Origin of the sequence: Sulfurospirillum deleyianum DSM 6946 (assembly GCF_000024885.1) — a bacterium.
Taxonomy (GTDB): Bacteria; Campylobacterota; Campylobacteria; order Campylobacterales; family Sulfurospirillaceae; genus Sulfurospirillum; species Sulfurospirillum deleyianum.
Genome location: NC_013512.1, coordinates 2,069,275 through 2,082,227, shown reverse-complemented (window position 1 = coordinate 2,082,227; position 12,953 = coordinate 2,069,275). Strand labels below are relative to the sequence as shown.

General features: G+C 39.0%; 13 protein-coding genes. 9 read left to right on the top strand and 4 right to left on the bottom strand.

Translation table 11 applies throughout. The annotated features are described in order from the left end of the window. The first annotated feature begins 8 nt into the window (after positions 1 to 8). Both fdh3B and SDEL_RS10455 read left to right on the top strand, forming a co-directional pair. On the top strand, positions 9 to 641 hold the full coding sequence (fdh3B, locus tag SDEL_RS10460; protein ID WP_012857830.1) for a formate dehydrogenase FDH3 subunit beta: 633 nt from the start codon (positions 9 to 11) through the stop codon (positions 639 to 641). Next, positions 638 to 1,537 carry a formate dehydrogenase subunit gamma gene (locus tag SDEL_RS10455; RefSeq protein WP_012857829.1) on the top strand — a complete coding sequence of 300 codons (900 nt, stop codon included), beginning with the start codon at positions 638 to 640 and terminating at the stop codon, positions 1,535 to 1,537. Before fdh3B ends, SDEL_RS10455 begins: the two co-directional genes overlap by 4 nt. Positions 1,538 to 1,601: 64 nt before the next feature. Here the strand turns inward: SDEL_RS10455 and SDEL_RS10450 are convergent, their stop codons facing one another. From SDEL_RS10450 to SDEL_RS10435, 4 genes are all read right to left on the bottom strand, one after another. Further along, the gene (locus SDEL_RS10450; protein WP_012857828.1) at positions 1,602 to 2,036 is read right to left on the bottom strand and encodes a hypothetical protein; all 435 of its coding nucleotides are present in this window, start codon (positions 2,034 to 2,036) and stop codon (positions 1,602 to 1,604) included. Positions 2,037 to 2,235: 199 nt separating this feature from the next. Beyond that, a complete protein-coding gene (locus tag SDEL_RS10445; RefSeq protein ID WP_012857827.1) occupies positions 2,236 to 4,017 on the bottom strand; it encodes a radical SAM protein in 1,782 nt (593 codons plus the stop codon). Positions 4,018 to 4,034: 17 nt separating this feature from the next. After that, the gene (locus SDEL_RS10440) at positions 4,035 to 5,057 is read right to left on the bottom strand and encodes an ABC transporter substrate-binding protein (protein WP_012857826.1); all 1,023 of its coding nucleotides are present in this window, start codon (positions 5,055 to 5,057) and stop codon (positions 4,035 to 4,037) included. Between the two features lie 112 nt (positions 5,058 to 5,169). Next, positions 5,170 to 5,943, bottom strand: a complete 774-nt coding sequence (locus SDEL_RS10435; protein WP_012857825.1) for a TOBE domain-containing protein — start codon at positions 5,941 to 5,943, stop codon at positions 5,170 to 5,172. A 347-nt stretch (positions 5,944 to 6,290) separates the two neighbouring features. Between SDEL_RS10435 and SDEL_RS10430 the strand changes: the two genes are divergently transcribed. The 7 genes from SDEL_RS10430 (at position 6,291) to SDEL_RS10400 (ending at position 12,827) form a co-directional block, all read left to right on the top strand. Next, on the top strand, positions 6,291 to 6,737 hold the full coding sequence (locus tag SDEL_RS10430) for a MotA/TolQ/ExbB proton channel family protein (protein WP_012857824.1): 447 nt from the start codon (positions 6,291 to 6,293) through the stop codon (positions 6,735 to 6,737). Then, entirely contained in the window at positions 6,727 to 7,134 is a 408-nt protein-coding gene (locus tag SDEL_RS10425) for an ExbD/TolR family protein (protein ID WP_012857823.1), read from the top strand. The genes SDEL_RS10430 and SDEL_RS10425 overlap by 11 nt, the downstream gene beginning before the upstream one ends. Continuing rightward, positions 7,131 to 7,823, top strand: a complete 693-nt coding sequence (locus SDEL_RS10420) for an energy transducer TonB (protein ID WP_041666371.1) — start codon at positions 7,131 to 7,133, stop codon at positions 7,821 to 7,823. Before SDEL_RS10425 ends, SDEL_RS10420 begins: the two co-directional genes overlap by 4 nt. A gap of 173 nt (positions 7,824 to 7,996) precedes the next feature. Then, on the top strand, positions 7,997 to 9,013 hold the full coding sequence (locus tag SDEL_RS10415; RefSeq protein WP_012857821.1) for a FecCD family ABC transporter permease: 1,017 nt from the start codon (positions 7,997 to 7,999) through the stop codon (positions 9,011 to 9,013). Then, positions 9,010 to 9,792 (top strand): ABC transporter ATP-binding protein, encoded by a 783-nt coding sequence (locus SDEL_RS10410; protein ID WP_012857820.1) that lies wholly within the window; start codon positions 9,010 to 9,012, stop codon positions 9,790 to 9,792. Before SDEL_RS10415 ends, SDEL_RS10410 begins: the two co-directional genes overlap by 4 nt. 320 nt (positions 9,793 to 10,112) lie before the next feature. Further along, entirely contained in the window at positions 10,113 to 10,568 is a 456-nt protein-coding gene (locus SDEL_RS10405; protein WP_012857819.1) for a hypothetical protein, read from the top strand. A gap of 30 nt (positions 10,569 to 10,598) precedes the next feature. After that, a complete protein-coding gene (locus tag SDEL_RS10400; RefSeq protein ID WP_012857818.1) occupies positions 10,599 to 12,827 on the top strand; it encodes a TonB-dependent receptor in 2,229 nt (742 codons plus the stop codon). The last annotated feature ends 126 nt before the right edge of the window (positions 12,828 to 12,953 follow it).

Here is a 12,953-nt window from a genome sequence, read left to right as displayed (position 1 = left end):
AGAGCCCTATGGAAAATATCAACAGTCGTCTAAAATTTTATTGTGATGCAGAGAGATGTATTGAGTGTTTTGCTTGTGTGGTTGCTTGTCAAAATGCGCATGAACTCCCTGTGGGCATTGCACGACGTAAGGTCGTAACGCTTAATGATGGTGTGGAGGGCAAAGAGACCTCTATCTCGATTGCGTGTATGCACTGCTCTGACGCTCCATGTTCACAAGTGTGTCCAGTGGATTGTTTTTATATTCGTGAAGATGGTATTGTGCTTCATGATAAAGAAAAATGTATTGGATGTGGATACTGCTTATACGCATGTCCTTTTGGTGCGCCTCAGTTTCCAAAAGATGGTGTCTTTGGCGCTAAAGGTGCCATGGATAAATGTACCATGTGTGCAGGTGGTCCACTTGAAACCAACTCTGAAATAGAGCGTCATACCTATGGTCAAAATCGTATCTCTGAGGGAAAAGTTCCTGTGTGTGCGGCGATGTGTTCGACCAATGCTTTGATGATTGGAACCTCTGAGAAAGTTTCTGAACTTTATCGTACACGTGTTCTAGCTCGTGGAGAGAGTAAAGAGGCAAATAACTCTTATCTTTGGAATGTTGCCTATAATAAACAAAGCAGAAAAGGGCTTACACAATGAAAAAGTACCTTGTGCTCTTAAGCAGCTTGTTACTTTCGATGACCTCTTTATATGCCATAAGCACAGGAACGTATGATGACCCTTTGTATGGAACAGCTATGCTCAATGCTATTCCAAAATACTTTGCGTTTGGAGAGGTTTTTACCTACCTCCAACGTGAGTGGTTTTGGAAAGGGTTTTTGATTGCGCTCTTTTTAGTTCCGGTTGCAGGTTCGATTCACTATATGATTATTGGACCTAAAGTGTTTTCGCATGATGGCAAGAAAATCTTTGCATTTAGCTTGTTGATGCGAGTCATGCACAACCTTGCGGCACTCTCCTTTTTGGTGTTAGTGCCCACAGGATTTATTATGGCGTTTGGAGACTTCTTCGGAGGTGGAACCTTTGTTCGTGTGTGTAAGAACCTTCACGGGATTGCCACACCTGTTTTTGCGATTACCGTCCTTCCTATGATCATTGCATGGATTCGAGATATGATTTTCAACATGGATGATGTCAAGTGGATGATGATCGTAGGCGGATATCTTTCCAAAGAGAAAAAGCCAATTCCTGCGGGTAAGTTTAACGCAGGTCAAAAGGCATGGTTTTGGATTGCAATGCCTGGTGGTATTTTAATGATTTTAACAGGAGCGTTGATGTTCTTCTTAAACATTAACCTCTCTCCTGTGGCAACACTTTTTGGGGTCAGTCAAATTGATTTACTCCGTATCTCGGCGATTATCCACAATGTATTGGGTATGGTCGTAGCGACGTTTTTTATGGTACATGTTTACATGGCAGCGATTGCGATTAAAGGCGCAATTCACTCTATGATTACAGGCTATAAAGAAGAAGAAGAGGTTGCCATCCTTCACAGTTCTTGGTATAGAAAACTCAAAGAAGAAGGTAAGGTTTAAGCGTTTTAGATAAGCCCGACGGTTGTTGGGCTTATCTTCTTTTATCACTAATTAAGAATATATGTTAAGTTGCTTTCCACAACACAACCCCTTTTTCGGCTTGTGTTTTCACGATAACTTGATCGTTTTGCATGTGCTTGATGAGGATAGATTCGATGATGGTATCATTAGGGGTGAGCTCTTTTCGACCAAGCTGTTCGTAAGCATACTCCTTGGCTTCTTCAAACGAGTATTCCTCTTCTTTGAGTGTATGCGCTTTGACTGAAGCTTCTACAAGTTTGTTGGTGCGGTATTTTTCCCAGCCGACGTAAATGCCAAGTTGTTTACTCGCACCCAGTATTTTTTCAATTTTTTGTACGTTATTAATCGCAGGAGTCATGGAAGCGATGACAATGTCATATTGTGTTGTCAGCGCCAAAGTACCCCAATCGCTTTGATGGGTTTGGACATGGTGCGACACGCCTGTTTGGATAGCATCTTCATTGAGCGCTTTTAGCATACCCTCTGAAACATCAATGGCCGTGACACCAGTTTAAGATAGGATGGATATCTTTGCTTATTGATGCGTCATTAAAACGTGGATAACGCTTCGCCATGTTGTCCCAAAAAGCCAACTTTTGTTCCATGAAAATCCTTCAAAATTCATTATATATTTAAAACTATAATGAATTTTGAAGGGAAGTACAAGAGGAGTGTGTCTAAATTTGAACCATTGTGTGATATTGGCTTGGTTTTGCAAAGGAACGATTGAGCGTGGGGAGGCTAAAGGTGCTTTCATAAAAGAGGCGGTAAAAGACTTTAGCCTCTTCTAAAACATCGAAATGGTAAAGCGTTGGATGGAGCATGTTGGCGATGTGCATCAAGCCCAAAATCCAACGGGGGCTTCCAAAATCAAAACAGGGTGCAAGGTGTGTGTAGATACGTTTTTGTTTGAGTGCTTCGACGACGATGCCTTGTTTTTCACAATACATGTAAAACTCATCGAGCGGGCAGTCTAAAAATGATGAGATAAAGATAATATCAGGGTTGAGTGCGTTGAGCATTTCGACAGATATCTTTTTTCCAGGTCTTCCCTGCAAATCCAGCCCTTTATTGACACTGATACCACCTGCCATTTCAACCAACTGATTTTCAAGGCGTTCTTCTTCGAGTGCAAATAAGGGTTTTCCCATCACATAATAGACCCGTGGTTTAACGTCAATTTTGGGTAATTCTTGGGTGATTATGGCAATCTTTTCTCTCATGTAAGCAAGGAGCTTTTGAGCCAGAGTTTCTTTGTGGGTGAGGTTTGCAAGATACTTTATTGTGTTGGCATAATCGTCAAAGTTTTGAATGTTTACATGTAAGCGTCGTAGTCCATCATTTTGCAAGAGTTTTTCCCAACATGCGGTGACATCTTTTTGCTTCTTTACGCCTAGTGTCGCAAGTGTTCCCTCTACGATTTCCAACGCTCTTGTGAGTGGATAGCCGCCTTCAAAACCATCTTCATTGAAGATTTTTTCGGCAGGCTCTCCTTTGATGGGAAGAATGTGATGGCAGTTTGGGCAGGTGTGTTTGTGATAGTTTGGGTGAATGGCTCTTAGCTTTGCGCCCATAGGACCGTAAAAATCTCGCTCAAAAATCAATGCGCCACATTTAGGGCAGTGAGTATTTAAAGACTCCGTTCCAGGGGAGTTGAAAAGATAGACGTAATCAAGATGCGATAAGAGTTTTTTGTAAAGGGTTTCAGATGCTAAGATGGAAGGCTCTAGGGTGATGCTCGCATCTTCAATAGGGATAAATCGCATAATTTGGAGGGGAATCTCTTTGGAGATGTTTGCCAATGTTTGGGCAATTTTTAAAAGCTCTTCTTCGTTGTCTGTTTTATGAATGCACGCCACTTCAACGTGCACACCTTGATGGTGAAAAAGCTCGATATTGCGTAATACAGGCTTGTAGCTGGACGCACCGCAACTACGGTAAACATCATTGCACAAGCCTTTAAGCCCAATATTGACAAAATCCAAATAAGGGGAAAGTAAGGCTAGGGATTTTTGCGTAAAATAACCATTGGTAGAGCACCCTGTCAAAAGTCCATGTTTTTTAGCCAGTGTGCAAATCTCTAAAAAGGTGTAAAACGAGGCGAGAGGGTCATTCATAAGAAAAACAATGCCATCACACGCTTGCTCTAAGGCTTTGTTGATAATTTGCATCGGCGAAAGCTTTTTAAGCGCTGGGCTTTGTACATTCATCTCCTTAGCAACCACGGTTGAGATGCACCCCAAACAGTCAAAATTACACCCAGTGGTGCTGATTTGCAAAAATTTGGCACGAGGGTGAAAGTGCAGCACAGGCATGGTTTCTGCTGAAATGGGTGCTACAACAAGGTATGCGTTTGGAAAACGCTCTATCATGGCATGGTCTTGGCATTCATAGCGACCACACATCCCAATGCCTTTTTCTTCGACATGGCATCGTCGTTCACAAATCGGGCAAATCATAAAATATCCTTTTGTTGCTATAACTTAAAATAGGTTTTTAAATCTTCGTTACTGAGTTCAACACCAAAAAAGAGCTGATAAAATGCTTTGACTTTGTCTTCAATTTTATAGGGATAGCGTGTGGGATAGAGTTTGCTCGCAATCCAATGTGCCCCAAGAATACGCATAAAAGAAGGTGGTCTATCTGTCCAATTAAAGGGGGATTTTGGGACTAAGTATACTTTTTTATTTTGAACGGCTTTGAGCACTGCCCATTTTTTCTCACGAAAGACGGTTTTATAAAACGTTGGATTTTGAACGATGATAACTTCTGGGTCATATAAAATAATCTGTTCAAAACTTACTTCTTGTAATCCTACAACACTGTTTTGCACGCATTTATGCACTAAGTTACCTCCAGCTAGGGCTAAAGGTTCAGAGTGAAAAGAGCGGTCACATTCTGTTTGAAGCCCAAAATCACCTTCAGCGTAATAGACTTTGGTACGCTCTTTTTCAGGGATACTTGCTACAAAAGTTTTGAGCTCATCTAAATAGGTTTGCGCCATGTTAGCTAGTGCATTGGCACGCTCTTCTTTTTGCATAACTCTTCCAAGGTAGCGAAAAACCTCAGGGTAGTTTTGCGAATCGTCAATATTTACTTTCAGAGCAGGAATAGAAATGCGTGCTAAATCTTTAGCTGTTTTTTCATTGAGTAGTGGCGTATCCCATGTGATAATTACATCAGGCTTTGCGGCTAAAATTGCTTCTAAATTGGGAATATTGTTGCCATGCCAACCTCCTAAAATAGGAAGTTCCATGAAATGTTTACTTAAAAATTTTTCACCATTGTTGTTGTCTTTATTTGTTTGTGGAGAATTAACACCAATCAGTGGGGTGTCATCAATGACATAAATCATAAAACTAATGGGTGGAGCTGAGCCATAAATGCGAGTGATATGCTCAGGAAGTACAATAGGCTTGTTGCTAACATCTAAAAATGTTCGCGACTCATTTGCAAAAAGTGAGGTTACGAACAGTAGAAAAAAAATGAACACATGCATAAAACGCCTCCGTATGGAAAATGTCTTTGCATTGTATAAATAAATATATAATGAAAATCTTAAAGTTCTTTCTAAAATTAAAAGTTTAGAAATTTATCAAGGCGTATTGGCTTTAAATACCTAAAATAACGTTAGATGCTTTAAAGAAAATATATGTTTCTTCATTGATTTTTAACCCTAAAGGTTCGAATGCTTCATTTGAAATCGTCGCTGTAATCGTACTTTTACTTTCTAGTTCTAAGGTGATTTCCGTGCTAGAGGTATCGCTGAGAATTTGAATGATTTTGCCCTGTAAGAGGTTTTCACACGCAATGGTAGGTTTCGTTTTTGAGAGAAAAATTGAACTGGCTTTGATAATAGCAATAGCGCTATCGCCAAGGTGGAGTCCTAATTCTTGATAACTGTTTTTGGTAATGCTAGCATAAATTTTATTGGCTGCCTTTATGGTAAGTTCTATTTGTACATTAACAGGAGATTCTCTTATGGCGCTAATTGTGCCGATAAGTTGGTTACGAGCGCTAAGTTTTAATGAAAGACGATTCAGTGTTTGAACAATGGTTGCTAAATTATCACTGCTTCCAAAAAGATCTAAAAATTGTTGATGTTTCACTTGAAGGTTATGAAAAGCGGCTATTACCTCTTCACCTTTGGCTGTTAAATGTGTCCCACCACCTCCTTTTCCACCACTGATTTTTTCGACAAGGGGTGTTTCGGAGAGGTTATTCATCGCATCGACGGAGTCCCAAGCAGCTTTATAACTCATCTTCATTGCTTTAGCGGCAGCATGGATAGATCCATGTTCACGAATGCGCTCTAGTAGTTCAATACGTCCTTTACCAAGGTAGTTTTTGTTGCTTTTTTTCATCCAAAGTCGTGCTTCTAACATGGGTATCACCTTCTTACGATCTTTATGTTCTCTAAAGTATAACCAAATCATAAATCAATCGTCAATTTTTACAATGATTTATATTAGAACACGCATCCTAAAATGATTTTAAAGAACTTATGGAAAGAGCCAATGTCTCTTTGTTTGAGCATCATTCTTGATGTAAGTCATAGCGCATGTAAAAAAGAGAAGCTAAAATTTTCGTTATATTTATAATTATATTACGATATAATGCAATGTCTCTTAATTCTTATTGTTCGTTTTATTGGTCGTTATTTATATAAAGTAAATAACGACTGTTAGAGAGTTGTAAAGGCATAGAAAATGTTTTTAATCAAGGAGAAAAGATGCTGAGTGAAAAGCTTTTATCGTTTGCCCTTCTAGGGATTGACCCTGTCCTTTGGGTATTGGTTGTTATGAGTATGATTGCTGTTGGGGTGATGATTGAGCGTTTTTTAGTGTTTAGCGCAATTCAAACGAAGTATCAAACGATGGATTATTATACGTTGCGACTCAGTCTTGAATCGCGTTTGGGCATATTAGCGACCTTTGGTAACAACGCACCATTTATTGGGCTTTTTGGAACGGTGTTGGGTATTATTCAAGCGTTTCATGCGATAGGCTCTAATAACGCTTTTGATGTTCAACCTATTATGCAAGGTATCTCTGAAGCGCTGATTGCCACGGCAACGGGGCTTTTTGTTGCTATTCCTTGTGTTATTGCGTATAACTATTTTACCAGACGTGTCAAGGTTTTCTTAACTCAAAAAGAGGCACAGCTCAATGAAGCGTGAACCTTCTTATGAAAGTGATATTGCTGAGATTAATATGACTCCTTTTGTGGACATCGTCTTAGTTATTTTAGTCATTTTTATGGTGACAGCTACGTTTGTTACCCAAGGCAAAATTCCGCTTACGCTCCCCCATGCATCCAATGCTCAAAACCAAAAAGATGAGAAAAAGCCTATGGTTTTATCACTCACAGAAGTGGGAGAACTCTATTGTGATGATGTGGCGCTTTCCATAGAAGCGTTAGACACAAAAATAGCGTGCATGAACACTCAAGAGCCTCATATCGTACTGAGAAGTGATGCAAAAACGCCGTTTGAGCATGTGGTCAAGGTCATCGACATTTGTAAAAAGCATCGCATTAGCACGTTTGTGATTCAGACAACGAAGGGGGGAGTGTGAAAACATCCCATTTCGTTGTTGCCTCTTTTGGGACACTTTTGGTGCATGTTTTGATTGGGTGTGCACTTTTTATAGGAAGTGACATGCTGCCTAAGCCTCCTATAAGAGAGTTAATTATCACAGAGGTGAGTTTTTTAGAGGAGCTAAAACCTGAGATGATTCATCAGGAGATTTTGCAAGAGCTTCCACGTAAAATAAAGCCTATTGTTGAGCAAAAGCTTGAAAAAAAAGTGCCAAAAGTATCGGCAAAAACGTTTCCCATTCAAAAGCCCATCCAAGAGCTTGTTGTAGAAAAAACGATACATTCCAATGTGCCTATCAAGGAGCAAGCAGAGGTATTGCCAGTTACGCCAAAGGCGCAAGAAGCACCGATGAGAACAACGCTCTCAAAGCGCAAGGATGACCTGCTTTTGGTCTATCTCGCTAAAGTAAGAGATAAAATTCAAGAGAGCCTTCGTTATCCTTCTGCGGCAAAAAAGATGGGTATAGAGGGTGAGACCGTGGTGCAATTTTTAATTCATACCAATGGAATGGTCGATGCTACATCGATTAAGATCGCAAAGTCTAGTGGCAAAGTACTTTTGGATCGCAATGCGATTGATGCTGTGCTTGAAGCAGTGCCTTTTGAGTTTCCTCCCCATGAGGAGATCGAGATTAAAGTCCCTGTTGTTTTTAAACTCACTTCATAAGAAGTTTTCAATGTGTCATGCTAGTTTCTTGTTAGGCTGTTGTTGGTTTATAGCGTACAACAGGGTGTGTAAATAGCCCGAATAGAAAAATCTTGCTCTTCTTGCACCTTGTTGTGTTACTACGTGGAGAGTGTAGAGAGTCTTGGTGAAAATAGAAAAATATTGGATAGCAAATGAAAAATTCACTTTTTTTTAGTTTAATGGTAGTCAGTCTTGCTACAAGCGTGCTTATCTCTTTAGCATTGGGACGTTATGAGATTGAATTAGGGACGCTTTGGCAGTTTTTGGCATGGAAGTTTTTTAACATAGGTGAGACACCCCATGAGGTGGTATTGCTTACTAACATTGTTTTTGATATTCGCTTGCCACGTATTTTAGCCGTTCTTCTTGTAGGGGCTGCGCTTTCAGTTTCTGGTGGAGCGTTTCAAGCGATGTTTGTCAATCCATTGGTCTCTCCTGGCATATTGGGTGTTTTAGCGGGCGCCTCGTTTGGGGCAGCCCTTGGCATCATGATTTCTGATAGTTGGTTAGGGGTACAACTCTTTGCGTTTTTATTTGGTTTTGTAGCCGTTTTAGTCGCTCTTGTCGTAGCAAAAATATATGGAAAGAATAGCTCACAAATGATTTTATTGGTTTTGGGTGGCGTTATTTCTAGTTCTTTATTCTCAGCGCTTCTCTCCGTTACCAAGTTTGTTGCTGACCCGTACAATAAGCTTCCAACGATTGTTTACTGGCTGATGGGCTCTTTTAGTGCTGTCGATATGAACACACTCAGCAGTGTAGCGCTGCCTCTACTTTTTAGTACCATCATGCTTTCGTTGATGGGTAAATACCTCAACATTTTAAGTCTTGGTGATGATGATGCAAAAGCACTGGGTGTGCGAGTGGCATGGGTACGCAATAGCGCTATTTTACTTGCTACTTTGCTGAGTACACTCACGGTTGTGGTTGCTGGTATGATAGGTTGGGTAGGTCTTATTATACCGCATATCGCGCGCTTTTTGGTGGGTGCGGATAATCGTGTGCTCCTTCCGATGTGTGCGCTTTTGGGTGCTCTATTTTTAGTCATCGTAGATACATTGTGTCGCATCTCTATGAACATTGAAATTCCCATAGGGATTGCGACATCTTTGATTGGAATACCGATTTTTGTGCTGGCACTTCGCAATGCTAAAAAAGGATTTGTATGAGTTTTTATGAGGCACGTAATCTTCATTTTGCCTACAACGATAAAGTGGTTTTACAAGGGGTTGATTTATGCATACAAGAGGGTTCAATCGTCTCTTTACTTGGATCAAATGGGGTTGGTAAAAGTACCTTAATGAAACTTTTTTTAGGGTTACTCAATCCAACGTGTGGCGAGGTAATGCTCAAAGGAAAGCCTTTAAAAAACTATTCGATTAAAGAACGTGCTTTACACATTAGTTATGTGCCTCAAAGTACACAAGTTGCGTTTGCGTTTTGTGCTTTAGATATTGTGCTCATGGGACGCATTGCTTTTGAATCGTGCTTTAAAAGAGCCTCAAAAATAGACATTTCCCTTGCGCATGCAGCGATGGAGCGGTTGGGTATTTTGCATTTGGAAAAATGCACTTTTCAAACGCTGAGTGGTGGTGAAAAACAGTTGGTCTTAATAGCACGCTCTTTGGCGCAAGGGGCAAAAATCTTGGTGATGGATGAGCCTGTGTCGGGTTTAGACTATGGCAATCAGTTGCGTCTTTTGGAAACAATCATACTCCTCTCCAAGGAGGGGTATACCTTTTTAAAATCTACCCATTTCCCTGAACATGCTTTGATGTTGGGTGGGTATACCTATGCTTTAAAAAAAGGGAGGATTTTAGCGCATGGTGATACACATGAAACGATAACACAAGAGCTAATCAACGAGCTTTACAACACAAACATTGCGCTTAAACAGACCGTATGTGGGTATTCTGTTTGCATTCCATCGTTTGTGCATATTAAGTAACGGAAGGAGGAAATTATCTCTTTAGGGTAAGGGCAGATTTATCGTTATATAAAATAAAATATATTGTTTTGGTACATATCATTTAAAAAGGAGAAAAAATACAAGGTTGGCTTAGTGCTTTTATGGATCATTGTATTTGTTTTGATGAGTGAAACGTTTGAGATAGAGAAAATTGAGGTGTCTATGATAAAGATATCCTGCAAGCTAAACACTACAATCAATTCTTATAGCTTTTAAAATAGGTTACATGTAAAACAGGGCAGTGTCATTTTAAGTGCTATATATTTTTTAGAGATTGACTACATTAAAAAGGAGTTTTTATGGAATTACTATACAAGACAATACTCATTGTGCATCTCTTTTGTGCAATGTTATTTATGGGTTGGGGCTTTGCAAAACTGTTTGTTATAGCACCTATTAAAGGTACGATTGGTAAGGATAATTTTGACAATTTACAAAAAGAGTTGTCCAAAAGAGTCTGGAAAATTTATCCCGCTAACATGATGGTACTGATCTTGACAGGTACGATTTTAAGTATGCAGTATCTTACGTTTGAAAATGGCATTTTTCCTACGACGTTTCAAACAATGCTGATTATAAAAGTCTTGCTTGCGTATGGCATTGGAGTCAAAGTGGTGTTTTCGATTACAAAGCGCCTTCTCTTTAAGATAAAAAATGCAGAAGATCCAAACCCCGTTGAAAGTTCTGCTTATTATTACATTTTCACGGTGGGTGTAGCGATTGTTTTGTTAGCTAAATTGATGTTTTTGATTTAAGTTTTGAAAAAATTTACATAAAGGTTCAAGATGAAGCAAAAAGTTATTTTGATGAGTTTAATGGCTACATTGAGTATTCTTTACAGCCAAGATACGTATACGTTAGAGAAAGTGACTGTATCAAATGAGAGTGACGGGGGTGCTATTTTTGAAACAGATAATAAAGATAATATCAATTCGCAGGGGTTTACCAAGGAAGCAATAGAGCTTTATAGTGGACCTGTTGGTATGTCTGCTTTGAAAGTTGTTGGCATGTCGCCATCTGTGGATTATCAACCTGCGGAAATATTTGGTTCGAATGAAACATCTTTTCATGATCCATTAAGAATCAGGGGTAAAAATCAATCAGGACCAGGGGGTGTGTATATGCTAGAATCCTTGCCCATTAGTGGTAATCCTGGTGGCGGTAAAACCATGTTTGATATGGAAAATTTTTCTGGTATTGATCTTTATAAAGGGTACGCACCTGTTGATAAAAGTCTTGGATTTTCAAATCTTATAGGTAAAGTTGATTTAACCGTCGCTAGACCTAAAAAAGAGATGGAAACGCAATTTGCTCAAACCGTTGGTTCAGACAAGACCTTAAGAAGTTTTTTGCGATTTGATACGGGGAAAATGGATGATGTAGCAATTTTTGGGTCTTTTTCTAAAACAAGTGGCGATAAATGGAAAGGCGAAGGTGATTTAGACAGGAAAAATATGATGTTAGGTGCGGTTTATACACCTAATGATAATTTTAAAACAGAAATGTTTGTCATCCACAATGAAGATAACCACCATAATTATTATGGATTGAGCTATGCAGAAGCGAAAGATTTGGATACCTATGCTAAAAAAGATTGGAATCGTGTCTCTAGCGTGGGAAGCTCAAATTATTATGATTGGAATAAACAATCTTTTAAAGACACCGTTTTAACTGCGAACGTTGAGTATCGTTTTGTCAATGATTCTGTTATGCGCTTTAAACCCTATTATTCAAAGGATAAAGGAAACTATTGGTTTGCAAATGATGCTAAAACAAGAGAGATCGAATGGTTAATTGACCATGATAGGTATGGAGGTGTTTTGGAGTATGAAGTTCCTTTAAACGATGAGTTAAGTATGAAAATGGGATATTGGAGAGGCAGACAAGAACCTCCAGGACCACCATCAAGTCGAAGACTGTATACGATTAACGCATCAGGTCAATTACAATATGCTGGATGGAATATTTTAGCTAAGAATCAATACCATGAGTTTAATTCACCTTTTATAGAGTTTTGTGGAGAGAGAGATAGGTTGAGTTATTCTTTAGGTATTCGATACCTTGATTTTAAATTGGCAGGGTTGAAAAATTATACCTTTGGTACTAATGCTACGACCAGTTCTGATTATGATACGGCGATAGCTCAAGGAACCGTTGATGAATGGGGAAGTGTTGATGCCAAAACATTTACAGAGTGGTTGCCCAGTGTGTATGTAGGTTATCAACTGACGCATAACATTGATATCTATTTTGATTATGCTAGAAGTTACGGATATGATGTCAATCTATTTCCAACGTATGTCACAAATCGTGCTAAGTTTGTCGCAAAAAATGTAACGCTACAACAATTATGGGATCAACAAAAATTAGAATTGTCTGATAATTTTGATATTGGGATGAAATATAAATCTAATGGAATTGTTTATAATCCAAATCTATTTTTTACTAAAGTAACAGGAAAACAGGCAAATGTGTATGACTCTCACTATGGCATAGCGTATCCTACCAATAGCATAGATGCGATGAGTTATGGCGCAGAATTTGCTATGAGTGGTCCTTTAGGTGAGTCTGTTGATGTTCTCGCAAGCCTTTTTTATAACCAATACTACTACACAGAAGATTTTCAGACGAGTGCAATAAGTATAAGTTCTATTAAGGGGGATCAAATTCCTGATGCGCCGATGTACGGTGTTAAAGGAGCGTTGACGTATAAAATAGAAAATTTTAAATTTACTCCTATCGTTAAATACACAGGAAGCAGATATGGAAATGTTGATCATACACAAAAAATTCCTTCGTTTACAACGGTTGATTTTGACATTGATTATAGGTTGCCCAAAATCAAAGGGTTTAAGTCGGCTGATGTCAAGTTGAGCTTTATCAATGTGTTTAACAAACGTTATATTGCTTCTATTATTACACCAGATAATGCTCTTGCTGCGGATACAACACAGCCTACCTATATTGTAGGAGCACCTTTTAGTGCCTATCTAAGTGTTGGGTTAACGTTTTAGAGCACTGCAAATCGTACCCACACGTACTCTGCTACAAATGTTTTGACTTCTTACATGTAAAAATGTAGCGTACTATTAACTTTAGTGCGCTACAATCTCCTTTATTGACGTTAAATAGGAGAAAAA